General features: G+C 66.4%; 23 protein-coding genes. 12 read left to right on the forward strand and 11 right to left on the reverse strand.

The genetic code is table 11. From position 1 onward, the window contains the following. Window positions 1–47: 47 nt before the first annotated feature. The 5 genes from hemW to DFR43_RS02550 are packed head-to-tail and all read right to left on the reverse strand — an operon-like array spanning window position 48 to window position 4,583. On the reverse strand, window positions 48–1,253 hold the full coding sequence (gene hemW, locus DFR43_RS02530) for a radical SAM family heme chaperone HemW (RefSeq protein ID WP_133595790.1): 1,206 nt from the start codon (window positions 1,251–1,253) through the stop codon (window positions 48–50). Further along, window positions 1,246–1,860 carry an RdgB/HAM1 family non-canonical purine NTP pyrophosphatase gene (gene rdgB, locus DFR43_RS02535; RefSeq protein ID WP_133595867.1) on the reverse strand — a complete coding sequence of 205 codons (615 nt, stop codon included), beginning with the start codon at window positions 1,858–1,860 and terminating at the stop codon, window positions 1,246–1,248. Before rdgB ends, hemW begins: the two co-directional genes overlap by 8 nt. Window positions 1,861–1,873: 13 nt before the next feature. After that, window positions 1,874–2,635 carry a ribonuclease PH gene (rph, locus tag DFR43_RS02540; RefSeq protein WP_133595791.1) on the reverse strand — a complete coding sequence of 254 codons (762 nt, stop codon included), beginning with the start codon at window positions 2,633–2,635 and terminating at the stop codon, window positions 1,874–1,876. Between the two features lie 23 nt (window positions 2,636–2,658). Next, complete coding sequence (locus DFR43_RS02545; RefSeq protein WP_133595792.1) at window positions 2,659–3,576, reverse strand: PP2C family protein-serine/threonine phosphatase; 918 nt, start codon at window positions 3,574–3,576, stop codon at window positions 2,659–2,661. Next, complete coding sequence (locus tag DFR43_RS02550) at window positions 3,573–4,583, reverse strand: serine/threonine protein kinase (protein ID WP_133595793.1); 1,011 nt, start codon at window positions 4,581–4,583, stop codon at window positions 3,573–3,575. The genes DFR43_RS02545 and DFR43_RS02550 overlap by 4 nt, the downstream gene beginning before the upstream one ends. A gap of 53 nt (window positions 4,584–4,636) precedes the next feature. On the opposite strand from DFR43_RS02550, the gene DFR43_RS02555 reads away from it, so the two are divergent. The 4 genes from DFR43_RS02555 (at window position 4,637) to DFR43_RS02570 (ending at window position 8,782) form a co-directional block, all read left to right on the forward strand. Then, window positions 4,637–5,545, forward strand: a complete 909-nt coding sequence (locus DFR43_RS02555; RefSeq protein WP_133595794.1) for a YicC/YloC family endoribonuclease — start codon at window positions 4,637–4,639, stop codon at window positions 5,543–5,545. Between the two features lie 2 nt (window positions 5,546–5,547). Next, window positions 5,548–6,168 carry a guanylate kinase gene (gene gmk / locus DFR43_RS02560; protein ID WP_133595868.1) on the forward strand — a complete coding sequence of 207 codons (621 nt, stop codon included), beginning with the start codon at window positions 5,548–5,550 and terminating at the stop codon, window positions 6,166–6,168. Between the two features lie 27 nt (window positions 6,169–6,195). Beyond that, window positions 6,196–6,399, forward strand: a complete 204-nt coding sequence (gene rpoZ / locus DFR43_RS02565) for a DNA-directed RNA polymerase subunit omega (protein ID WP_133595795.1) — start codon at window positions 6,196–6,198, stop codon at window positions 6,397–6,399. A gap of 127 nt (window positions 6,400–6,526) precedes the next feature. After that, on the forward strand, window positions 6,527–8,782 hold the full coding sequence (locus DFR43_RS02570; RefSeq protein ID WP_133595796.1) for a RelA/SpoT family protein: 2,256 nt from the start codon (window positions 6,527–6,529) through the stop codon (window positions 8,780–8,782). Here DFR43_RS02570 and greB read toward each other — a convergent pair. After that, window positions 8,757–9,317, reverse strand: a complete 561-nt coding sequence (gene greB, locus DFR43_RS02575) for a transcription elongation factor GreB (RefSeq protein ID WP_133595797.1) — start codon at window positions 9,315–9,317, stop codon at window positions 8,757–8,759. The genes DFR43_RS02570 and greB overlap by 26 nt on opposite strands. 147 nt (window positions 9,318–9,464) lie before the next feature. Between greB and DFR43_RS02580 the strand changes: the two genes are divergently transcribed. After that, entirely contained in the window at window positions 9,465–10,292 is an 828-nt protein-coding gene (locus DFR43_RS02580; RefSeq protein ID WP_133595798.1) for a proteasome-type protease, read from the forward strand. A gap of 32 nt (window positions 10,293–10,324) precedes the next feature. Beyond that, window positions 10,325–11,161 carry an alpha/beta hydrolase gene (locus tag DFR43_RS02585; protein ID WP_133595799.1) on the forward strand — a complete coding sequence of 279 codons (837 nt, stop codon included), beginning with the start codon at window positions 10,325–10,327 and terminating at the stop codon, window positions 11,159–11,161. Here DFR43_RS02585 and DFR43_RS02590 read toward each other — a convergent pair. The 3 genes from DFR43_RS02590 to DFR43_RS02600 form a co-directional block, all read right to left on the reverse strand. Beyond that, window positions 11,148–12,491, reverse strand: a complete 1,344-nt coding sequence (locus tag DFR43_RS02590) for an MFS transporter (RefSeq protein ID WP_133595800.1) — start codon at window positions 12,489–12,491, stop codon at window positions 11,148–11,150. The two genes, DFR43_RS02585 and DFR43_RS02590, sit on opposite strands and share 14 nt — an antisense overlap. Before the next feature lie 16 nt (window positions 12,492–12,507). Further along, on the reverse strand, window positions 12,508–13,338 hold the full coding sequence (locus DFR43_RS02595) for an undecaprenyl-diphosphate phosphatase (protein WP_133595801.1): 831 nt from the start codon (window positions 13,336–13,338) through the stop codon (window positions 12,508–12,510). 105 nt (window positions 13,339–13,443) lie between these two features. Next, window positions 13,444–13,824 carry a hypothetical protein gene (locus DFR43_RS02600; RefSeq protein WP_211338585.1) on the reverse strand — a complete coding sequence of 127 codons (381 nt, stop codon included), beginning with the start codon at window positions 13,822–13,824 and terminating at the stop codon, window positions 13,444–13,446. Window positions 13,825–13,982: 158 nt separating this feature from the next. On the opposite strand from DFR43_RS02600, the gene DFR43_RS02605 reads away from it, so the two are divergent. The 5 genes from DFR43_RS02605 to DFR43_RS02625 are packed head-to-tail and all read left to right on the forward strand — an operon-like array spanning window position 13,983 to window position 21,242. Further along, window positions 13,983–15,350, forward strand: a complete 1,368-nt coding sequence (locus tag DFR43_RS02605) for a M48 family metalloprotease (RefSeq protein WP_133595802.1) — start codon at window positions 13,983–13,985, stop codon at window positions 15,348–15,350. Beyond that, entirely contained in the window at window positions 15,347–15,853 is a 507-nt protein-coding gene (locus DFR43_RS02610; RefSeq protein WP_164499686.1) for a retropepsin-like aspartic protease family protein, read from the forward strand. The genes DFR43_RS02605 and DFR43_RS02610 overlap by 4 nt, the downstream gene beginning before the upstream one ends. Before the next feature lie 42 nt (window positions 15,854–15,895). Beyond that, the gene (locus DFR43_RS02615; protein ID WP_133595803.1) at window positions 15,896–17,719 is read left to right on the forward strand and encodes a glutamine--tRNA ligase/YqeY domain fusion protein; all 1,824 of its coding nucleotides are present in this window, start codon (window positions 15,896–15,898) and stop codon (window positions 17,717–17,719) included. Between the two features lie 23 nt (window positions 17,720–17,742). Then, window positions 17,743–20,574, forward strand: a complete 2,832-nt coding sequence (locus DFR43_RS02620; RefSeq protein WP_133595804.1) for a DNA methyltransferase — start codon at window positions 17,743–17,745, stop codon at window positions 20,572–20,574. Between the two features lie 23 nt (window positions 20,575–20,597). Further along, entirely contained in the window at window positions 20,598–21,242 is a 645-nt protein-coding gene (locus DFR43_RS02625; protein ID WP_164499687.1) for a plasmid pRiA4b ORF-3 family protein, read from the forward strand. 41 nt (window positions 21,243–21,283) lie between these two features. On the opposite strand, the gene DFR43_RS02630 is transcribed toward DFR43_RS02625, so the two are convergent. After that, window positions 21,284–22,336: a GGDEF domain-containing protein gene (locus tag DFR43_RS02630; protein ID WP_133595806.1), complete on the reverse strand. Its 1,053-nt coding sequence runs from the start codon at window positions 22,334–22,336 to the stop codon at window positions 21,284–21,286. Between the two features lie 100 nt (window positions 22,337–22,436). Beyond that, window positions 22,437–22,724, reverse strand: coding sequence for a hypothetical protein (locus DFR43_RS02635; RefSeq protein WP_133595807.1), 288 nt, complete (start codon window positions 22,722–22,724; stop codon window positions 22,437–22,439). A gap of 139 nt (window positions 22,725–22,863) precedes the next feature. Here DFR43_RS02635 and DFR43_RS02640 point away from each other — a divergent pair, with 139 nt between their 5' ends. Continuing rightward, complete coding sequence (locus DFR43_RS02640; RefSeq protein WP_133595808.1) at window positions 22,864–24,408, forward strand: protein adenylyltransferase SelO; 1,545 nt, start codon at window positions 22,864–22,866, stop codon at window positions 24,406–24,408. The last annotated feature ends 26 nt before the right edge of the window (window positions 24,409–24,434 follow it).

Raw genomic sequence — 24,434 nt, forward strand, 5'->3', positions numbered from 1 at the left:
GCCCGCCCCCTGGCATCTGTACACCGCAGCATGGCCGCCGGGCCGGATCAGGGCAGAAACAGCGCTTGCAAATCGCTCAGGAAATCAAAGCCACGCTCGGTCGGCCGCACCCATGGCCCATCGCGCTCGATCCAGCCCTGGCGCTCGGCCTGCTGCAGCGCCGGCCCCAGCAACGTGACCGGCAACCCCGTGCGTTCGCTGAATTGCGTCAGCAAAAAGCCCTCGCGCAGGCGCAAGGCGTTGAGCATGAATTCGAACGGCAGTTCGGCGGGCGCGACGTCCTCCTCGCTCGCCACAGGCTGCCCTTGCAGGGCCTGGGCCATGTAGCGCTGCGGCTCGCGCCAGCGCACCTGGCGCACGATGCGGTGGGCAAAGCTGAGCTTGCCGTGCGCCCCGGCGCCAATGCCCAGGTAGTCGCCGAACTGCCAGTAATTGGTGTTGTGCCAGCAGCGGTGCCCGGCCCGTGCGAACGCCGACACTTCATACCGCGTCAGCCCGGCTTCGCCAGTGCGGCGGGTGATGGAGTCCAGCATCTCGTAGGCGGTGTCGTCGTCGGGCAGTTCGGGCGGGTGTTTGGCGAAGTAGGTGTTGGGCTCCAGGGTCAGGTGGTACACCGACAGGTGGGGCGGCGCATAAGCCAGGGCGATGGCCAGATCCCGATCCAGATCGGCCGGCGTCTGCCCGGGCAGGGCGTACATCAGGTCCAGATTGAACGTGTCGAAGTGACGCGCCACTTCCTCCAGCGCGGCACGCGCTTGGGCGCCGTCGTGGACCCGGCCAAGCGCGTGCAGGAAACGGTCGTCGAACGACTGCACCCCGACGCTGAGACGGGTCACGCCGGCCTGCCGGTAGCCCCGAAACCGGTCGGCCTCGAACGTGCCGGGGTTGGCTTCGAGCGTGATTTCGGCATCGGCCTCCAAGCGCACCCGCGCGCGGATGTCGGACAGCAGCCGGTCGATCGCTTCGGGCGGAAAGAGGCTGGGCGTGCCCCCACCGATGAACACGCTGTGCACCGTGCGCCCCCATATCAACGGCAAACTGGCCTCCAGGTCGGCACGCAACGCCTCCAGATAAGCCCCCCACGGCAGTTCACCCGCCTGCCCCTTGGCTCGCCCCCATTCGTGCGAATTGAAATCGCAATACGGGCATTTCTTGAGGCACCAGGGCAGGTGGACATACAGGCTCAAGGGCGGCAGGGCCGAAAGCTGCAACTGCCCAGGCCGCTGGAGGCGGATGACCTGCGGCTTAGTCATCGGGGTACCAGCGCTCGCGCATCAATTCGAGCATGGCCCGAGCGGCTCGCCCGCGGTGGCTGTGGGCGTTTTTCACTTCGGTCGGCAACTGGGCAAAGGTCTGGCCGAAAGCGGGGATCCACATCACCGGATCGAAACCAAAGCCGTTGTCGCCCAGCGGCGCTTCGGTGATCAGGCCACTGACCCGCCCCGTGGCCACCAGGGGCTCCGGGTCGTCGGGTGAGCGCACGGCCACCAAGGTGCTGACCATGGCCGCGCGGCGATCGGTGATGCCACGCATCTGCTCCAGCAAGGCACGCACGTTGTTGGCATCGCTTTTCTCGTAGCCGAAGCGGGTGGCGTAGTAAGCCGTGTCCACCCCAGGCTGACCGCCAAAGGCCTCGACACACAGACCGGCATCGTCCGCCAACGCCGGCAGGCCACTGGCGGCGCTGGCATGGCGGGCTTTGGCCAGGGCGTTTTCGATGAAGGTGCGGTGCGGCTCGGGGGCTTCGGGAATGCCCATCTCGGCTTGCCGAATCAGCCGCACCCCCAGGGGAGCGAACATGGCTTGCAGCTCGGCCAGCTTGCCCGCGTTGTTGGAGGCCAGCACCAGGGTATGTCCCATCATGCCAGGCCCCTCACCGGACATCGGCGCCCGCCAGGGCGGCGCGTTGCAGACCGATCAGCTCTGCGATGCCCTTTTCCGCCAGCACCAGCAATTGGTTCATCTCGTCGCGGCTGAAGGTGGCGCCTTCGGCGGTGCCCTGCACCTCCACATAATGGCCGGCGCCAGTCATGACGACGTTCATATCGGTGTCGCAGCCCGAGTCTTCGACATAGTCCAGATCGAGCACGGGCACGCCCTGCACGATGCCCACCGACACGGCGGCCACCGGGTGCAGCACCGGCGAACGCTCCAGCACGCCCTCGGCCAGCAGGCGATGCACCGCGTCCTGGGCGGCCACGAAAGCACCGGTGATGGCCGCGGTGCGGGTGCCGCCATCGGCTTGCAACACATCGCAATCCAGCGTCAGGGTGCGTTCGCCCAGGGCACGGAGGTCGAATACCGCGCGCAGCGAGCGGCCAATGAGGCGCTGAATCTCCTGCGTGCGACCGCTTTGCTTGCCCTTGGCCGCTTCGCGGGCGCTGCGGGTGTGGGTGGCGCGGGGCAGCATGCCGTATTCGGCCGTGACCCAACCCTCGCCGGAACCCTTCTGGTGTGGGGGCACTTTGTCCTCCACCGAAGCGGTGCACAGCACCCGCGTATCGCCGAACTCGATCAACACCGAGCCTTCGGCGTGCTTGGTGTAGTGGCGGGTGATGCGCACATGGCGCAACTGGTCGGGCCGGCGGCCATCGTGGCGCAGGGAACCGGCATCGCTGCTGAGGGAATCGGTCATGGGTGAGAAAACTGGGTCAAGGGTCAGGGGTCGCGCTTGCGCAGCGCGGTTCGTCGGATGGCTTCGTTGATTTCGGCAATCGCTCGCTCGATGGTGTCCTCGTCGAACGCATCGGTAGCGGTTTCGGCGGTGTCATCCACGGCCCCGAACGACGAGGCAAACGAGCGATCGGCCAAGCCTTCGGAGCGTATCACCACTTGGGTGGACTCGAAGTCGTCGGCAGTGTCCCATTCCAGCGCCAGCAGCGAGACGTTGTCCCCATGACGGCCGGCTTTGTGCTCGGCCTCGTCGGCCAATGTGTGGACGGCATCCTGCAAAGGCACCCCATGCAAGCCGATAGCAACGTCTTCATCCGTCATGACCGACCACAATCCGTCGGAGCACAGCAGCAACCGGTCACCCTGCTCCAGCGCCTGGGGTCCGAAAACATCGTACAGGGGCGGGGAGTCGGAACCCAGGCAGGTGAACAGCACGCTGCGGTTGACGCCGGCCGGAATCTGCCGAAACAGCTCTGGCTTATCGTGGTAGGAGTGGTCGCGCGTGCGCTGAACCATGTGCCCATGGCGGATCCAGTACAGACGGGAGTCGCCCGAATGCACCACACTGAGGCCGCCCGCCTGCACCACCGCCGCCACCAGCGTCGTGCGCGGGTAGTCGCTCATGGAGTGGGCGTGCGCATAATCCACGATGGCCTGGTTGGCATCCAGCAGTGTGCGTTCCAGGAACGCGCGAGGGTCCCGCAAACGGGGGTGAGCCTCTGACACAAAGCGCTGGGTGAACACCCGAACCGCGATTTCGGCCGCCTTCTCCCCGTCTGGATGACCGCCCATGCCGTCGGCCAACGTGAGCAGCACCGCATCGCGGGTGTAGGTGTAGCCCACGCGGTCTTCGTTGACCTCTCTGCCGCCTTTGCGGCTGACCTGATAGACCGAGAATTTCATGGCTCTTGAAAGCTCGAACGCTCGGTGCTAGAGGTCGCGGCCACCGTCTTGGCCCCCAGCAGCCCGCCAATGTGCAAGCGCATCTTCTCCATCAGGCCAGGCTGGGTGTAAGTCGGCTCTTCCTCGCGGTTGAGTTCTTTTTGCAAGGCAAATACCGATTGCGGACGCGACAGCGGATCGAGCGCCATGCACCACTGCACCACCTGGATCAAGTTGTCGGAATACAGGCCGCGCAGCCGGGTCATGGCCAGCGCCAGGCGGTCCTTTTCCTGCCGCTGTGGCGCATCGTGAGGCGGATAGCCCTGCATGCAGGAGTACATGCACGCGCCCACCGCGTAGATGTCGGTCCAGGGCCCCAGGCCGGACTGACGTTTATACATCTCTGGAGCGGCAAAGCCAGGGGTGTACATGGGGCGCACGAAATTGCCTTCGGTGTTGAGCACCTCACGCGCAGCGCCGAAGTCGATCAGCACGGCTTTGTTGTCGTCGGTGATGAAGATGTTGGCCGGCTTGATGTCCAGATGCAGCATCTTGTGCTGATGCACGATGCGCAGCCCGCGCAGCACCTCGTCAAACAGCGAGCGGATGGTGGCCTCGCGCAGGATCTTCTTGCGTTTGAGCCCGCGGGCGGTGACGATGAAGTCCTGCAGGGATGCGCCCTCCAGATAATTCATCACCATGTAGACGGTGTCGTTCTCGCGGAAGAAGTTGAGCACGCTCACCACCGAGGGGTGCGAGATCTGGGCCAGCGCCCGGCCTTCCTCGAAAAAACTCTTGAGGCCCAGCCGGTACAGAGAAAGCTTTTCGGGGGGCACGGAGGGCAGCAACTCCCCGGGTTGGCGCACCACCAACGCCGAGGGCAGATACTCCTTGAGGGCCACCCGCTGACCGGCGCCATCGACCGCCAGATAGACGACCCCAAATCCACCGGCCGCCAGTTGGCGCACGATTCGGTAACCCCCGATCAGGGTGTCTGGTGGCAAGGGGGCGGGCTTGGTCTTTGACATAATCGAAGAATCGGCAACCCCCAACAACGTTGCAAACAGACTGCGAGTTTTGAATGCCAGTTTACAGCATGACCGGCTATGCCACTGGTCAGAGCCAGCCGGAACCGGTCGCCGGATCCCCTGCTGCCCCTACCGCGGCGCTGGGCCTGGAAATCCGCTCCGTCAACAGCCGCTTCCTGGACCTGAGCTTTCGCCTCTCCGATGAGCTGCGCCCCAGCGAGCCGGCGCTGCGCGAGTTGGTGAGCGCCCGGCTCAAGCGAGGCAAGGTGGAAATCCGCGGCTGGATCGAAGGCCGCCAGGAGCAAGCGCTGCGCATGCCCTCGCCGGCCGAACTGCAACGCTTGGCCGGCTTGCAGGAGCATATCCGCGCCTGGCTGCCACAGGCACGCGAATGGTCCGTGGCCGAGGTGATGGGCGCCCTGTCACGCCATGCCCCGCCGCCGGCCGGGCTGGCCGACGAGCTGGCCGCGCTGGCACGCCGGGTGTTGGACGATTTCACCGCTTCCCGCGCACGCGAAGGCGCACGCCTCGCCGACATGCTGCTGGACCGCGTGGCCCAGTTGCGTGCCCTGGCCCAGCAGGCCCAGCCCTTGGTGCCGCAGCTGGTGGAGATGCAGCGGCAGCGCTTTCTGGAGCGCTGGCACGAGGCGCTGGGCGGCGCCCAGGCCGATGCCGGCAGCCAGGCGGCCCAAGATCGCGCGCTGGCCGAAGCGGCCGCCTACGCCATGCGCATCGACGTGGCCGAAGAACTCACCCGACTGCAATCCCACCTCGAAGAAATCGAGCGGCTGCTGCGCCAGGGCGGCGAAGTCGGCAAACGGCTGGACTTCCTCATTCAGGAACTGCACCGCGAAGCCAACACCCTGGGCAGCAAGTCCTCCAGCCTGGAGCTGACCCGCATCTCGGTGGACATGAAAGTCCTCATCGAGCAGATGCGCGAACAGGTACAGAACCTCGAATGACCATGGACTACCCCGGCAACCTCTACGTCGTCGCCGCCCCCAGCGGCACTGGCAAATCCAGCCTCGTCAAGGCGCTGCTGGAAGTGGATTCGCGGATGGAGCTTTCGGTGTCGCACACCACACGGGCCCCGCGCGGGCAGGAAGTCCACGGCCGCGAGTATTACTTCGTGAGTAACGAGGAATTCGACCGCATGATTGCGGCCGACGCCTTCATCGAATGGGCCCAGGTGCATGGCAACCGCTACGGCACCTCGCGCAAGGCCATCGAAGACAAGATCGCTGCCGGCGCCGACATCGTGCTGGAAATCGACTACCAAGGCGCCATTCAGATCAAGCGCCAGTTTCCCAATGCGGTGCTCATCTTCATCCTGCCGCCAAGCTGGGAGGAACTGCGCTCGCGGCTCATGCGCCGGGCCGAAGACAGCGAAGAAGTCATCGAGCTGCGGCTGCGCAATGCGGCCGAGGAGGTGGCGCACGTCGATCATTTCGATTTCGTTATAATCAATGAGATGTTTGAGCGTGCGCTGTTCGACCTCAAAGCGATTGCGCATGCCCAGCGCCTGAAGGTCGCGGCCCAGCGCCGCGCTCGCGCAGACACGTTCCGCGCCCTCAATATCGGCTGAACACCCCATACACCGCCCGGAGCCCGCATGGCACGCATCACCGTCGAAGACTGCCTGGAGAAAATCCCCAACCGCTTCCAGCTCGTGCTGGTGGCCACCTACCGCGCGCGCATGCTCAACCAGGGGCACACCCCCAAGATCGAGACCAAGAACAAAGCCGGCGTGACCGCCCTGCGCGAAATCGCCGAAGGCAAGGTCGGCCTGGAAATGCTCAAGAAGGTTCCGGTCTGACCGGGTTGCCTGAGATCGCACGAAGCACCGCTGGCACGGTGCTTTTGTTTTTCTGGATCGCACCGATAGAGGGGTTCGATCCGGCATCGTCCACGCGCTGCGACAACTCCGGCTAAAGTAAGGGTCTATGACGGAGCCAGTCACTTCCCCGCCTGCAAAGAGCCCTGCCCAGGCGGCCGCCAGCGCCGCCGCGGCCAGCTTCGCGGCGCTGGAAGCCCAACTGGACTACCTCACCCCGGCGGAAATCGACCTCGTCCGCCAGGCTTACCGTTTCGCCGACGAAGCCCACCTGGGCCAGTTGCGCAAGAACGGCGACCCCTACATCACCCACCCCATCGCGGTGGCGCAGCAGTGCACCGAGTGGAAACTCGACGCCCAGGCCCTGTGCGCCGCCCTCATGCACGACGTGCTGGAAGATTGCGGGGTCTCCAAGGCCGACATGGCCGAGCGCTTCGGGCCGCAGATCACCGAACTGGTCGATGGGCTGACCAAACTCGACAAGCTCGAATTCCACAGCCGCGAGCAGAACCAGGCCGAATCGTTTCGCAAGATGCTGCTGGCCATGGCCCGCGACGTGCGCGTCATCCTCATCAAGCTGGCCGACCGCACCCACAACATGCGCACCATGGGCGACATGCCGCGCAGCAAATGGGAGCGCATCAGCCGCGAGACGCTGGACGTCTATGCCCCCATCGCCCACCGCCTGGGCCTGAACAACAACTACCGCGAACTGCAAGACCTGGCGTTCAAGCACCTGCACCCTTGGCGTTACCGGGCGCTGTCGAAGGCGCTGGAGAAGTCGCGCAGCCGCCGCAAGGATCTCATCGCCCGCGTGCAGGCCGAGGTGGAAAACGCCTTCCTGCGCCACGGGATGGAGGTGCGCATCGTCGGCCGGGAAAAAACGCTGTACTCGGTCTATCGCAAGATGGACCTGAAACACCTGTCGTTCGCGCAGGTGACCGATATCTACGGCTTTCGCATCATCTTGCCCGAACTGCTGGACTGTTACCGCGCCTTGGGCATCCTGCACCAACTCTACAAGCCGTTGCCGGGCAAGTTCCGCGACTACATCGCCATCCCGAAAATGAACGGCTATCAGTCGCTGCACACCACGCTGGTGGGGCCGTTTGGAACGAACATCGAATTCCAGCTGCGCACCCACACCATGGACGTGGTGGCCGAATCCGGCGTGGCTGCCCATTGGCTGTACAAGGCCAGCGATCCGAACAGCCGGGCTTCTCAGGACTTGAACACCCAGTGGCTGCAGTCGTTGCTCGACATCCAGCAGGAAACGCACGACGCGGCCGAGTTCTGGGACCATGTCAAGATCGACCTGTTCCCCGACTCGGTCTATGTGTTCACGCCCAAGAGCCGCATCATGGCCCTGCCGCGTGGCGCCACGGCCGTGGATTTTGCCTACGCCATCCACAGCGACGTGGGCAACCGCGCCATTGGGGCCAAGATCAATGGGGAGCAAGCCCCGCTGCGCTCCGAGCTCAACAACGGCGATGTGGTGGAAATCATCACCTCCCCCCACGCCCGCCCCAACCCGAGCTGGCTGGGATTCGTCAAAACCGGGCGCGCCCGCTCCAAGATCCGGCACCACCTCAAGACGTTGGCCGAAGAAGAGTCCGTGGCCCTGGGCGAGCGGCTATTGCGGCAAGCGCTGCGCGCCGAAGGCATCGCCGCCCTGCCCGCCGACGACGAGGCGCACCAACCCGTCTGGGACAAGCTGCTGCGCTTCACCGGCAACCGCAGCCGCCGCGAGTTGATGACGGACATCGGCCTGGGCCGGCGGATTGCCAGCATGGTCAGCAAGAAGCTGGCCGCGCTGCTCAGCGAAATCGGCCAGAAGCCCGATCTGTTGCTCATCAGCCAGGAACGGTTCGGTGCGGCCGCCGAAGACCGGCCCAGCCAGGGCGTGGTCACGCTGGATGGCAGCGAAGGGACTTCAGTGCAATACGCCGCCTGCTGTCATCCGATCCCGGGCGATGGCATCATCGGCTACCTGGGCAAAGGCGAGGGGCTGGTGGTTCACACCGAGGACTGCCCCCACGGCCGCAAGCTGCTGCACCGCGACGCCGAGCGCTTCATCGAGGTGGAATGGGCGGAAGAGCCGACCCGGCTGTTCGAGTCCGCCGTCGTGGTGACGGTCAACAACGGCAAGGGGGTGCTGGCCAAAGTGGCCGCCGCGCTGGCCAGCGCGGAAGCCGACATCACCCACATCCACATGGGCGACGAGCCGGCTCAAGCGGCCACCGATCTGCGCTTCGTGCTGGCCGTGCGCGACCGGGTGCATCTGGCGCAGGTGCTGCGCCAGCTCAAGCGCACGCCATCGGTCATCCGGGCGCAGCGGGTCAGGCCGACGCGGCCGGGTAACTGACTTCCAGCACCTCCAGCGTTTCCCAACCGGTGGGGGTGCGCAGCCTCACTTCGTCACCCTCGCGGGCCTTGAGCAAGGCTTGCGCCACCGGCGAAACCCAGCTCACCTGCCCCTGCGCCGTGTCGGCCTCGTCGATGCCGAGGATGGTGACCGTGGTTTCGCTGCCGTCCTCGCGCGCGAAGCGGACGGTGGCGCCGAAAAACACCTGATCCTTGCCGTGGTGCTGCGAAGGGTCCACCACCACCGCAGCATCGAGCCGTTTGGTCAGGAAACGGATGCGGCGGTCGATCTCGCGCAGCCGCTTCTTGCCATAGAGGTAGTCGCCGTTTTCCGAACGGTCGCCGTTGCTGGCGGCCCAATGCACCACTTCCACCACTTTGGGGCGCTCGACGTCGAGCAGATGGAGCAGTTCGGCACGCAGGCGGTCGTGCCCGGCGCGGGTCATGTAGTTCTTGCCGCCGGCCGGCAGGGCCGGCGCGTCGGGGGCGTCATCGTCCTCGGTCTGGTCGGTTTCGCGGGTAAATGCTTTGCTCATGGAGTCACAGGCCGGTATCGGCAGACAATTCAGGCCCACAGGCCATCACAGGCAACTGTCGGCGCAGCGCCAATTGTCCCTCATGGGTCTGGCAGGCGCGCGGGGGTCTGCTAGCATCGGCAGACCCACATTCCGATTGCGCCACCCATGACTTACTGCGTCGCCGTCAAACTCAAGGCCGGAATGGTGTTTCTGTCGGACTCGCGCACCAATGCGGGCTTGGACCAGATCAGCACCTTTCGCAAGATGATCGTCTATGAAAAACCCGGCGATCGCTTCATGTGCCTGCTGTCGGCGGGCAACCTCAGCATTTCGCAATCGATCCGCGAAATCCTGCAGGTCGAACAGCTCAAAGATCCCGAAGGGGGCGAACCCATCACCATCTGGAACGCCCGCAGCATGTTCGATGCGGCCCGGGTGCTGGGCTCGGCGGTGCGCCATGTGTATCAGCGCGACGGCGAAGCCCTCAAGCGCAGCGGGGTGGAATTCAACGTCAGCATGATTTTCGGCGGCCAGATTGCCGGTGAAGGCATGCGCCTGTTCCAGATCTACTCACCCGGCAACTTCATCGAAGCCACGCCCGAGACGCCGTTTTTCCAAATCGGGGAAAGCAAGTATGGCAAGCCGGTGCTGGATCGCGTCATCACGCCCGAGACACCGCTGGACGAAGCGGCCAAGTGCGTGCTCATCTCGATGGATTCGACGCTGAAATCCAACCTGTCGGTGGGCCTGCCGCTGGACATGGCGGTGTACCAGGCCGACAGCCTGCGCAGCGATCGCATCGTCTGCATCGACCACAGCAACCCCTACTTCCGCATGCTGCACGACACCTGGGGCCAGCGTCTGCGCGAGGTGTTCGACAGCATCGAACACCCCGCCTGGGACGGCCGCCCCACCGATGCGCCGTTGATGGTGGGCAGCCAGCGCCATGCCCCCCTCAAGAAGATCACCAGCCCGCAGGAGAAACTCATTTGATGCAAGACGCCGCTCGCCCTCAGGATGGCCCGATGATCGTCTTTTCCCATGGCAACAGCTTCCCGGCGGGCACCTACCGGGTGGTGTTCGATGCGTTGCGCCAGCGCGGCTATCAGGTGCTGGCCGTGGACAAATACGGCCACGATCCGGCCTACCCGGTCACGAGCAATTGGCCGCACCTGGTGCAGCAACTGGCCGACTTCGTGGTCAACCGCTGCGCCGGCCATGCCGGGCCGCTGTTTCTGGTCGGGCACTCACTGGGGGGGTTCCTGAGCCTGATGTGCGCCGCCAAGTACCCTGAGCTGGCCGGGGTGAAGGTCCGCGGCGTGGTGATGCTCGATTCCCCCGTGCTGGGCGGCTGGCGTGCCCGCGCATTGGAGGCCGCCAAGCACACCCGGCTCATTGGCGCCCTGTCGCCCGGGCAGGTCAGCCGCAAGCGGCGCAACAGTTGGCCCAACGCGGCAGAGGCGCTGGCCCATTTCGCGCACAAAAAGAGCTTTGCCCGCTGGGACCCGCGGGTGCTGCACGACTACATCGAACACGGCACGCACGACGTGGTGACGGCCCACGGCACCAAGCGCGTCCTCAGTTTCGACCGCGACATCGAAACCCGCATCTACAACACCCTGCCCCACAACCTGGATCGGCTGCTGTGCCGCCATCCCCTGCAGTGCCCGGTGGCTTTCGTGGGCGGCACCGAATCGGCCGAGATGCGGCAGGTGGGGATGGCCATGACCCACAAGCTCGTGGGCAAGACACCCAGCGAGCGATTGCAGATGATCGAGGGCACACACCTGTTTCCGATGGAGCGGCCCGAAGAAACGGCCGCCGCCATCGACCGCGCCCTGCGCAGCTTCATGGCCGCTTGAGGTCTGCGCCGGCCGGCCGATCGGCCGCCAGCGGGTGGCCAGCGGCGCCGGCAGCGGCTGCGCCATCGGGCGCTTGGGCGGCCGATGGGGGCGCGGCAGCCTCCGACACGGCGGCTCGCGGGTCCAGATGCAGCACGGCTTGCGAGCCCGTGCCCATCATGACGAAATCGAACTTCTCGGCCTCTGGCACCGGCGCGGCGGCACGGATGCGCTTGACCGCGTACAGCGACAGCAGCATCAGCACCACCGCGAAGTACAGCATCAGGCTCTCGGCCTGCAAAGCGTCCATGAAAACACCCGCCAGCGTGGGGCCCAGCGCGGCGCCGATGCCATGCACCAGCAACAAACCGCCGGTCACCTCCAGCACCCGAGACGCATCGACCATGTCGTTCACATGGGCCACGCTCAAACCGTAAATGGTGAACACCAGACCACCAAACAACAGGCCGATGGCAATCACCAGCCACGGCGCATGACGGGCCAACAGGAAGGCCGCCACCGCCAGCAAGGCGCTGAGCACCATCACCCACAGCAGCACGTGGCGACGGTCGTGCCGGTCGGAATAATGCCCCACCGGCCACTGAAAAATCGCCCCGCCCAGAATCGTGGCCGCCATGAAAGCCGCCACACCCGCCTCGGAAAAACCCACCCCCTGGGCAAACACGGCCCCCATGCCGTAAAAGGCCCCGTTGATCAGCCCCGAGCCCAACGCCCCGGCCACACCCAGGGGGGAGGTCTGGTACAGATAGCGCAAGCTCAGCCGGGGGGCCTCCACCGGCTCGGGCTCATCCACCGGCGTCAGCGTGATGGGCAACAGCGCGAAGGAAAACATCACCGACACCAGCACGAAGGGCACAAAGCCCAGGGTATCGCCCACCAGAATCAGCCATTGCCCCAGCGCCAGCGCCACGAAGTTGACCGACATGTACACCGCAAACACCCGCCCCCGGTGCCGGGTCGGCGCCACGGTGTTGAGCCAGCTCTCCACCACGATGTACAGCCCCACCAGACAAACGCCCGTGATGAAGCGCAACAGCCCCCAGAACCACGGATCCACCCAAAGCGCGTGCAAGATGGGCATGGTGGAGGCCAGCGACGCCATGGCCGCAAACGCCCGGATGTGCCCCACGCGGCGAATGATCATCGGGCAGACGTAGGTGCCGAACACGAAGCCCACGAAATAGGCCGACATCACCAGCCCGAGCACCACGCTGGAAAAATCGGCCATGCCGCCGCGCAGCCCCACCACGGAAAACAGCAGGCCCACGCCCACCACCAGCAAGCCCACGCCACTGAGCAGGGACGACAACGGCAACAGCAAACGGTTCATGACCGTGGGAGCGGATTCAGGGCGTCCAGTTCACCCAGCCGGTGTACGCCGTCACCAGCACCAGCACGCCAAAGCCGATGCGGTACCAGGCAAACGGCACAAAGGTGTGGCTGGCCACATAGCGCAGCAGCCACTTCACGCACACCCAAGCCGACAGCCACGACACCACCAGGCCCACGGCAAAGAATGGCATATCCGCCATGCTGAGCAAGGCGCGGTGCTTGTACAGGTCATAGACCGCAGCGCCAAACAGCATGGGAATGGCCAGGAAGAAGCTGAATTCGGTGGCCGCGCGGCGGGAGAACCCCAGGGCCATCGCACCGATGATGGTGGCCCCGGAGCGGCTGACCCCAGGCACCAGCGCCAGGCATTGAATCAGCCCCACCCCCAGCGCATCGCGCCAGCCCACCTGGTCCACGTCATCGATGCGCTGGGCAGGCTGCCGGGCCTGCCAGGCCTCGACCCACAGCATCACCACGCCACCCGCGATGAAACTGACCGCCACCACCAACGGATTGAACAGCACGCCCTTGATCACCTCGATGAACAGCACCCCCGCCAGGGCGGCCGGGAAAAAACCGATCAGCACATTCGCGGTGAAACGCTGCGCTCGGGCTTCGCGGGGCAGGCCCACCACCGTAGAGACCAGCCGCTGCATGTACAACGACACGATGGCCAAAATGGCGCCGGTCTGGATCACCACCTCAAACACCGTGATCTTCTCATCATCCAACCCCAGCAAGGCCGCGGTGAGAATGAGGTGACCGGTGGAGGAAATGGGCAAAAACTCGGTCAGGCCCTCCACCACGCCCATGACGGCGGCCTTGAACAAAAGCAGGAAATCCATGGATGCAACGGCAAAACCAGCATCCTAACCCAGCGACGCCCCCAAGCAGCCGACCATTCAGCCGCCGCGCCAGACCGAATCAACGCAGCGGCGTCAATGCCGGATTCAGCGCCACGATTGGCGAGGCGGCTGGGCATAGACCACTGGCGTGGCCCCGTAGTAATGGTGGTGATGCACCTGCGTGACACCACGCTTGTGCGATTTCCCCGGGCCTGCATGGTGATGAGGTTTGCGATGCCCCGGCGGCACCCAGCCCGCATGGGGCGGCGGCACGACCACCACCGGCGGCTGCGTCACCACCACATGCCGCGGCGGATAGACCACCACCGGCGGCGTGACCACCACGGGGGGCGTATTGCTCACCCCCACATGCACCCCGGGCTGATGCACGCCGATGGACCAATACACATTGCTGGCCTGCGCCATCCCGGCGCTGCTCAACACGACCGCCACACCTGCGGCGCCCAACCATTTCATCCGCTTCATGATGTCATCCTTTCCAACAGGCTTGGAGAACCGATGCCTCGATTACAGACTCAAAACCCTGTTACCTCCTTGCCCAAAATGTGAAGAACGTATCCAGCCGTAACGGTCGTCCTTGGGGCCGGAATGCCCTCACCATGAAGCCAGTCACAATATTCGCCATGAAAAATCCGCCTGATCGAGCCCCTGTCCACGACCAGATCGCCGACGCATTGGCCCGCCAGCGCCTGGGGCGGCGCCACGCGCTGTGGCTGCTGGGCGCCAGCGTCTCGGCCACCGCCCTCGGGGCGCTGCAAGGCTGCGCGCAATCCCCCGTCACGGGCGAGCGTATCCTCGTCGGCATGAGCGAAAGCCAGGAACGCGCGGCCGATGCGCAATACGCCCCGCACCAGTTTTCCCAGGACTTGGGCGAGGTACAAGACGACGCCCTGAACCGCTACGTGCGCACGCTGGGCGCGGAACTGCAACGGCACACCCACCGGCCGCACCTGCCTTACAGCTACCGGGTGCTCAATGCCAACCACGTCAACGCCTACACCTTCCCGGCCGGCGCGATGGGGGTGACGCGCGGCATCATGGTGGGGCTGCAGGACGAGGCCGAACTGGCCGCGCTGCTGGGCCACGAGATGGGCCATGTCAACGCCCGCCACGCCGCCCAACGCAGCGGCCAGGGGCTGCTGGCCAACGTGGCCCTGATGGGAGTGGCCATGATGGCCGACGAGCGTTGGGCCACGGCGGCCCTGGTGGGCGGGCAGATCGGCGCCAGCGCGCTGCTGGCCGCCTACTCGCGCGACCATGAACGCGAAGCCGACGCCTTGGGTCAGGCGTACATGGTCCGCGCCGGGTACCCGGCCAGCGGCATGACGCGCCTGCACCGCCTGCTGGTGGAGCAGGAGCGTGAGAGCCCGGGGCCGTTGCAAACCCTGTTCAGCACCCACCCCATGAGCAGCGAGCGCCTGGCCAGCGCCGAGCGGCTGGCGCAAACCCGCTATGCCGAGAGCCTGAACCGCCCCACGGGCCGCGAACGCTTCATGGACGAAACCGCCCGCCTACGGCGCCTGCGGCCCACCATCGAAGCCTGCCAGCAAGGCGAAGTCGCCATGAGCCGCAAGCAACTGCCTGCGGCCCAGGCGGCGTTTGCCCGTGCCCTGCAAGCCACCCCGCAAGACTACGCCGCCAACCTGCGCATGGCGCAATGCCTGCAGGCCATGGGCAAGGCGCAAGAAGCGCGCCCCTACGCGCTGGCCGCCCAAAACATCTACCCCCAGGAGGCCCAAGCCCACCAAGTCGCGGGGCTGCTGGCCCTGCAACTGCGGCAGCCCCAGCAAGCCTACGAGCACTTCAGCCGCTTCGACCAGCAACTGCCCGGCAACCCTGGTATCACCTTCCTGCGCGGGGTGGCCCTGGAAGGCATGGGCCACCGGCGCGAAGCCGCCGTCTTCTATCAGCGCTTCCTGCAAACCACCCGGCAGGGCGACGCCGCCCAGTACGCCAGCAGCCGCCTGCAAGCCTGGGGGATGCAGCGTTGAACCCCCTGCAGCGCACGGCCCGGCAAGGCGCTTTCGTCATCACGCTGGTGTGGGTGCTGGTGGCCGCCGGCCTCTACCTCGGCTTCCGATGGCTGGAGGCCCGCGAACGCCAGCACCTGCAACCCTATGAGGGCCTTCATGGCGAACTGGTGATCCCCCGCCATCCGGACGGGCATTTTTATGTGCCCGGGGAAGTCAACCGGGTGCCCGTGCTGTTTTTGGTGGACACCGGCGCATCGGCCGTCAGCATCAGCGATGCCCAGGCGCGTCAAGCGCAGTTGCCCCGAGGCCGGCCGGTCACCGTTCGCACCGCCAACGGCGAACGCCCGGGCGAAATGGTTCATGGCATCCCGGTGCGCGTGGGCCATCTGGCCCTCAATGACACCACCGTCATCATCGGTCTGGACATATCGAACGAACGCCAAGCGCTGCTCGGCCAGAGCTTTCTGCGCCACTTCGATGTGGAGCTGCGGCAGCGCGACATGGTGCTTCGCCCCCGCTGAGCAGGGGCCGGCATCCGCCTTGGCGCCCCCTAAAATGGCGGGATGAATGCCGCTTCCGATCCCAACGACAACGACGCCAAACCGAGCCATTTCTTGCGCCAGATCATCGAACACGATCTGGCCCACGGCACCTATGCCGGCCGCCGCTGGGGTGGCCGCCCGGGCGATGCCGCCTGCCACAGCGCCGGCGTGCCCGACCCGGCCCGCATCCGCACCCGCTTTCCGCCCGAGCCCAACGGCTATCTGCACGTCGGCCATGCCAAGAGCATCTGCCTGAACTTCGGCCTGGCTCGCGACTATGGCGGCGTGTGCCACCTGCGCTTTGACGACACCAACCCCGAAAAAGAAGAACGCGAGTACGTCGAAGCCATCATCGATGCCGTGCGGTGGCTGGGCTTCTCTTGGGAATCGTCTTTCGGCGGGCGCACGGAAAGCCATCTGTACTACGCCAGCGACTATTTCGACTTCATGTACCGGGCCGCCGAGTACCTGATCGAGGCCGGTCATGCCTACGTCGATGAGCAAAGCGCCGAGGACATGCGCATCAACCGGGGGGATTTCTCGCGCCCCGGGGTCAACAGCCCTTTCCGCGACCGCACGCCGGCCGAAAACCTGGCGCGGTTCCGGCAAATGCGCGATGGCCAGTTGCCCGACGGCGCGGCCGTGCTGCGGGCCAAGATCGACATGGCCAGCCCCAACATCAACCTGCGCGACCCGACGCTGTACCGCATACGCCGCGCCACCCACCACAACACGGGCGACCGCTGGTGCATCTACCCGATGTACACCTACGCGCACCCCATCGAAGACGCGCTGGAGCAGATCACCCATTCCATCTGCACCCTGGAGTTTGAAGACCAGCGCCCCTTCTACGACTGGCTGCTGCAGCGCCTCATCGAAGGCGGCCTGTTGCAAGCCCCGCCGCCGCGCCAGTACGAATTTGCCCGGTTGAACCTGACCTACGTGGTCACCAGCAAGCGCAAGCTCAAGCAACTCGTCGATGAAGGCCATGTGCAGGGCTGGGACGACCCGCGCATGCCCACCATCGTCGGGCTGCGCCGCCGCGGCTACACGCCCCAAGCCATCCAACGGTTTGCCGAACGCATCGGCGTGAGCAAAGCCGACAGCTGGATCGACTACAGCGTCCTCGAAGGCTGCCTGCGTGAAGACCTGGAACTGCGCGCCCACCGCGCGATGGCCGTGCTCGATCCGGTCAAGCTGGTGCTGACCAACTGGGCCGAAGTGTTTGGCCATGACGACCACACCGAAATCTGCACCTTACCCGCCCTGCCCCACAGCCCCGCGGGCGAAGGGCAAGCTCCGCCGCCCGAGCGGGTGTTTCGCATCGGCAAGGCGGTCTGGATCGAGCGCGAAGACTTCGAGGAAGTGCCGCCCAAGGGCTACAAGCGGCTCTATCCGGGCAACGTGGTGCGCCTCAAGGGCGGCTACGTGATCGAGTGCACCGGCTGCCTCAAAGACGAGCAGGGCCGCGTCGTCGAAGTCCATGCCAAGGTGGTGCCGGGCACCAAAAGCGGCACGCCCGGGGCCGACAGCGTCAAGGCCAAGGCCGCCATCACCTGGGTGGGCGTCCATGACGGGCTGCCCGCCGAAGTGCGGCTCTACGATCGCCTGTTCACCGACCCGCACCCGGATGCGGGCGGCAAAAACTTCCTGCAACTGCTCAACCCCGACAGCCTGAAAGTGGTCACGGCTTACGTGGAGCCTACGCTGGCGCGCGCCCAGGCGGATGACAAGTTCCAATTCGAGCGGCATGGCTACTTCGTGGCCGACCGCATCGATCACGGCCAGGATGGCCGGCTGGTGTTCAACCGCATCACGGGGCTCAAGGATTCGTGGGGTAAATGAGCCCCCGTTAGTGGCACGCAGGCATGGCCCTGTCCTGGAATGACATCAAGCACAAAGCGCTGGCCTTTGCCAAACGCTGGGAAGACGCCAGCCGCGAAGACTCGCAGGCCAAGCCGTTCTGGCTGGATTTCTTCGACATCTTCGGCATCAGCGACAAGCGCGTGGCCACCTTCGAGCATGCCGTCAAGCGGCTTGGTGGCCCCAAGGGGCGCACCGACGGCTTCGTCGATCTGTTCTGGCCCGGCATGCTGCTGGTCGAGCACAAAAGCCGCGGCAAGGACCTGGACCGCGCCATGGAACAGGCGATGGGCTACCTGCACGGCATCGCCGAGCGCGACTTGCCGCAGCTCGTCGTGGTCTGCGACTTCGCGCGCTTTCGCGTGCGCATGCTGGCCAGCGGGGAAGAACGCGAATTCGCGCTGGCGGACCTGCACAAGCACATCCGGCTGTTCGGCGCGCTGGCCGGCTACAAAGTCCACGCCATCCAGCCGCAGGATCCCGTCAACATCCGCGCTGCCGAGCGCATGGGCCGGCTGCACGACATGCTCAAGGCCAGCGGCTACGGCGGCCATGCGCTGGAAGTGCTGCTGGTGCGGCTGCTGTTCTGCCTGTTTGCCGACGACACCGGCATCTTCCAACCCGCGCAGGCGCTGCGCCAGTTCATCGAGGAACGCACCGCCCCGGACGGCAGCGACCTCGGCCCGCGGCTGGCACAGTTGTTTCAAGTGCTCAATACCCCCGAGGCCCAGCGCAGCCGCACACTGGACGCGCAACTGGCCGCGTTCCCCTACGTCAACGGCCGGCTGTTCGAGGAAGTGCTGCCGATGGCGGACTTCGACGCCCCGATGCGCGAGGCGCTGCTGGACGCCTGCGCGCTGGACTGGTCCGCCATCAGCCCCGCCATCTTCGGGAGCCTGTTCCAGTCCATCATGGACGAGCGTGCGCGCCGCCAGCTCGGCGCGCACTACACGTCCGAGGACAACATCCTCAAGCTGATCCGGCCGCTGTTCCTCGACGCGCTGTGGGAAGAATTCGAACGCGTGCGCCACCACCGCCAGCGGCTGTGGGAGTTCCACCAGAAGCTGCGGCGGCTGACCTTCTTCGACCCGGCGTGCGGCTGCGGCAACTTTCTGGTCATCAGCTACCGCGAGCTGCGCCGGCTGGAGCTGGAGGTGCTGCGTGCCAGTTATCAGGACGGCCAGCAGATGCTGGACATCCACCAGTTCATCCGCGTGGACGTGGACCAGTTCTACGGCATCGAGATCGAGGAGTTCCCGGCCCAGATTGCGCAGGTGGCGCTCTGGCTGGTGGACCACCAGATGAACCTGCGCGTCAGCGAGGAGTTTGGCCTCTACTACGCACGCATCCCGCTGCGCTCCAGCCCGCACATCGTGCACGGCAACGCGCTGACGCTGGACTGGAACGCCGTGCTGCCGGCAGCACGGTGCAGCCACGTGCTGGGCAACCCGCCGTTCGTCGGCGCGAAAAACCTGGACGATGGGCAACGCGCCGAGATGCGTGCCGTCTGCGCCGGCATCGACAACGCCGGGCTGCTGGACTACGTGGCGGCGTGGTACGTCAAGGCGGCCCGCTACCTGCAAGACGCCCGCGCCGCCCAGCCCGCCGGCCTGCCGCCACCCACCGCAGCCTTTGTCTCCACCAACAGCATCAGCCAGGGCGAGCAGGTCGGCGTGCTGTGGGGCTGGCTGCTGGCGCAGGGCGTGCGCATTCACTTCGCGCACCGCACCTTCCAGTGGAGCAACGAAGCACGCGGCAAGGCCGCGGTGCACTGCGTCATCATCGGCTTTGGGCTGCACGACACACAGCCCAAACGCCTGTTCGACTACGAGCACCCCAGGGGCGAGCCGCTAGAGCGCCGCGTCGAACGCATCAATCCGTATCTGGTGGATGGCCCCGACGTGCTGCTGCCACGGCGCAGCCAACCACTGGCGGCGGTGCCGCCGATCGGCATCGGCAACAAGCCGATCGACGGCGGGCACTACCTGCTGACGCGCCAGCAGCGCGACGAACTGCTGGCCCGCGAGCCGGCCGCCGCTGCGTGGCTGCGCCGCTGGCTGGGGGCCGAGGAGTTCCTCAACGGCGCCGAGCGCTGGGTGCTGTGGCTGCGCGACTGCCCGCCGGCGCAGCTGCGCGCCATGCCCGAGGTGATGCGGCGCGTGCAGGCGGTGCGCGACTACCGGCTGCGCAGCCCCAGCGCCCCCACCCGGCGGCTGGCCGAAACGCCCACGCGCTTTCACGTCGAAAACGTCCCCGACGCGCCGTATCTGGTCATCCCAGAGGTGTCTTCCGAGCGCCGCGAATACCTGCCGATCGGCTTTGAGCAGCCCAACACCCTATGCAGCAATCTGGTCAAGATCGTGCCCGGCGCCACGCTCTACCACTTCGGCGTGCTGTCCAGCGCCATGCACAACGCCTGGCTGCGCGCGGTGTGCGGCCGGCTCGAAAGCCGTTTTCGCTACTCCGCCGCCATCGTGTACAACAATTTCCCGTGGCCCGAACTGCCCGACGACGCCCCGCCCGGCAGCCCCGCGCAACGCGCCCGCGCCGCCATCGAAGCTGCCGCGCAGGCGGTGCTGGATGCCCGGACGCGGTTTCAGCAAGGGCCGCAGCCAGCCACGCTGGCCGACCTCTACGACCCGTTGACCATGCCACCGGAGCTGCGCCGCGCCCACCAGCGGCTGGATGCCGCGGTGGACGCCGCCTACGCGCTCTCGGGCGGGCCGCGCCGCTACGCCAGCGACGCGCAGCGCGTGGCCCACCTGATGCAATGCCACCAGCGGCTCACCAGCCTGCTGCCCACCCAGCGCCACCAGCGCCTGCGCCACTCGGCCTGAAGGCCCCGCTTGCCGTCCACGCCATGAACGCTTCCAGTCCTTCCATCGCCTATCTGCTGCGCATCGAGCTCAAGGGATTCAAGCCGGCCATCTACCGCGAAGTGCTGGTGGACCCGGACGTGACTTTGCGCAAGCTGCACGCCATCGTGCAAGCGGCCATGGGCTGGGACAACGCGCACGCCTATGGCTTCGCGCTGCCGCGCCGCGCAGGAGACGTGTATTGGCGCATCCCGGCTTCGCTGCGGTGGGAGCCCCAATCCGCCGAAAGCTGGGGCCCCCGCGCCCACAGCGACAGCCGCGCGCGCGTTGCCGACGTGCTCACCGCGCCCCGGCAGAAGTTGCTCTACATGTACGACTTTGGCGATGAATGGCTGCATGCCATCACGCTCAAAGACATCGTGCAGACCGAACTGCCTCTGCCCTATCTGCTGAAAGCCCAACAGGGCTGCCCACCCGAGGACTGCGGCGGCCCGGCAGGCGCGAGCTACTGGGCGCAAGCCTGGTTTGACCCCCAGCACGAAGACCATGCGGCGGCACGGGAACTGTTGTGGGGCGACGAAGCGCCAGGCACGCTGCATTTCGACGCGTTGCAGCACGCCGTGAGCCGGCTGCGCCCCAAAGGCGCAAAAGCAGCGGCCAAGACCAAGGGCGGAATCCGCCCGTCTTGAGGCTTGCCCCGCTCAAGCCGCCAGCATGGCGGGTGCCCGGCTCACTGCCTCGGGGGCGGATGGGCGCCTTCGGCCGGCTGCCACACCACGCGGTCCCGCCCTTCGCGCTTGGCGCGGTACAGCGCCGCGTCGGCGCGGGACAAGCAGGACTGCCAGGGCTCGGGGGCCTGATGCACGGCCATCCCGGCCGATAGCGTGACGGGCTGCTCGCCCACGCGCACCTGCTCGCGCACCGCCTGCCGCACCCGTTCGAGCACGGCAACGTGGGTGGCAGGCTCCCCGTGGGGCAGCCACAGCACGAACTCCTCGCCACCAAAGCGGTAAAAGCGGTCGGTCTTGCGCAGATTGGCCTGCACCACGGCGGCCAGGTCACGCAGCACGGCATCGCCGGCATCGTGCCCGAAGCGGTCGTTGATCTGCTTGAAGTGGTCGATGTCGAGCACGGCTAGCGCCCCGGCGGCACGTCGCCCGGCGAAGGGCTGGGCGAACTCGACCTCCATCAGCCGGCGGTTGCCAATGCCGGTCAGCGGATCGATGAGGCTGAGCGTCTGCCAGCGGCTGATGCGCTGATGCGCCTGCTGCGAGACCAGAAAGGCAAACACCCCGGTGAGCACGTTGGTGATGACGAAAAACGGCAAGCCCTCCGTGCCCCCCAGCTCATTCCACGACAGGATCGCCGCCCCCGCAATGGCCGCCGCCCCCAGCGTGGCTGCCGCCCACGCAGGCACGAGAAAAAACATCATGAGCACGCCTGGATAGACCCAGAACAAGGCCGCGAACTCGGCCGAGTAACCGATGGCCCAAATGCCACCGACGATGGACAAGGCCATAATCCAGCCGGGCCAGCGCGTATCGCCCGTGCGCCAGGCGTGGATGGCCGCGCCGCCCAGCACGAGGGACAGGAGCGTGTCGGCCACCGCCGCCACCCAGTTGTGCGTGAGCGCGCGGTACACGGCAAACGGCGCCAGCCACAGGATGGCGAGCAGCCCGCCCAGCGTCAGCACCGCCAGAGCGTAGTCCTCTTTCAAGGCGGCAAGCCAATCGCGCCGCGCGGCAACGGGCGGGCGTGAAGAAGTTTTGGCGGCAACGGTCATGGACGGGCAGGCCTCCTGGGCGACAGGAGGCCGAAAACGATGCTTTGCCCCCTTCCCGAATTCTGCCGCAAAGCGTCTCTCCCGCTTGTCACCCAGGCAATCAGTCGTTCCAGTTCACCACCGGCCCGAGCTTGCGCTCGGCCAAAAACACGGCTTCGCGCAAGCTCAGGGCCATGCCGCCGTCGAGCCAGGGCGTGTCCAGCCGGGGCAGATGGTAGCGCACGTAGTAGCATTCGGCGCGGCGGTCTTCGGCGAGTTCGGGCGGATCTTCCGGATCGTGGGTGCCCTGCAGGATGTGGTGGCGCACGATGCGCACCGGGCAGACCGTGACGCCGCCAAAAAACCATTGACCCTGCTTGACGGCGGGCAGCTCATCGACAGTCACCATGGGCGGGCTCCTTGCAAGGAAACGAGACCAATGTGCCTGGTCATCGTAACCCGACCTGGCGCGACCCAGACATTGGGGCAAGCCCGCACCGCAAAACCCCGAACGCCACAGGCCCTTGCCAGAGGCGGACAATCCCCCCATGAACCAGCGCCTGCCGCCCGCCGCCGCTCCCGACCTGGGGCTGACCTTCGACCACAGCTACGTCCGCGAACTCCCGGGGCTGTATGTGCCCTGGCAGCCCAGCCCGGCGCCTGCGCCGCGTTGGCTGCGTTTCAATGAGGCGCTGGCCGAAGCGCTGGGGCTGGATGCGCAACGGCTCGGCGGCCCCGAAGGGTTGGCCGTTTTCTCGGGCCAGGCAGTGCCCGCTGGCGCGCAACCGGTGGCGCTGGCGTATGCCGGCCACCAATTCGGCGGCTTTTCGCCGCAGCTCGGCGATGGCCGCGCGCTGCTGCTGGGTGAGTTCATCGACCGCCATGGGCAACGCCACGACCTGGCCTTCAAAGGCAGCGGCCCCACGCCGTTTGCCCGCGGCGGCGACGGCAAGGCCGCCGTCGGGCCGGTGCTGCGCGAATACCTCATCAGCGAAGCCATGCAGGCGCTGGGCATCCCCACCACCCGGGTGCTGGCGGCCGTGGCCACGGGCGAGACCATCTACCGCGACCGGCCCCTGCCCGGCGCCATCCTGACCCGAACCGCCGTCAGCCATCTGCGGGTGGGCAGCTTCCAGTTTCTGGCCGCCCGGGGCGACGTCGATGGGCTGCGCCGGCTGCTGCGCTACGCGCTGGCGCGGCACGATGCCCCCATGGCCCAAGCCCTCGATGGCGCCGACGCCGCCAGCATCGCCCTGGGCCTGCTGCGCGGCGTGATGCAGCGGCAAGCCGCGTTGGTGGCCCGCTGGATGGGGGTGGGCTTCATCCACGGCGTGATGAACACCGACAACATGACCCTTTCCGGCGAGACCATCGACTACGGCCCTTGCGCCTTCATGGAGGTGCATGATCCCGAGACGGTGTTCAGCTCCATCGACTACCACGGCCGCTACGCCTACGGCAACCAGCCGGGGATTGCCCAATGGAATCTGGCCCGCCTGGCCGAAGCGCTGCTGCCTGTGATGGACCTGCCCGCCGAGGCGGCCGTGGAACGCGCGACTGCCGTGATCCACGAGTACCCCGCCATCTATCAAGCCCAGTGGCTGGCCGAGTGCCGGCGCAAGCTGGGCCTGCTGGACACCGGCGATGCCCGTGGCGACCAAGCCCTGGCCGATGCTTATCTGCAACTGCTGCATCGCTGGGAGGTGGACCACACCTGGGGCTTCCGCGCCTTGGCCGGCGTGCTGCGCAGCGGCCAACCCGAACCCACGGCGGCACTGACCGAATCGTTTGGCGCGGGCAGCGCCGAACTGCGGCCCTGGTTGCAACGCTGGTGGCAGCGGCTGAGCCGCCAAGACGGCAGCCTGCACGAGGCCGCCGACCGCATGGAGGCGGCCAACCCCTTGGTGATTCCGCGCAACCACTTGGTGGAAGCCGCTTTGGAAGCCGCCAGCGCCGACGCCAATCTGCGCCCGTTCGAGGCACTGCTGCAAGCCGTGCGCCGCCCCTTCGACGCGGGGCAGGCCGGCACCGTCTGGGCTCGGCCGGCCACGGCTCAGCAGCGCCAAGGCTACCAAACGTTTTGTGGCACCTGATAGGGGCGCCCGCGCCACCCAAAAGC

This window comes from Tepidicella xavieri, assembly GCF_004363315.1.
GTDB classification, from domain to species: Bacteria; Pseudomonadota; Gammaproteobacteria; order Burkholderiales; family Burkholderiaceae_C; genus Tepidicella; species Tepidicella xavieri.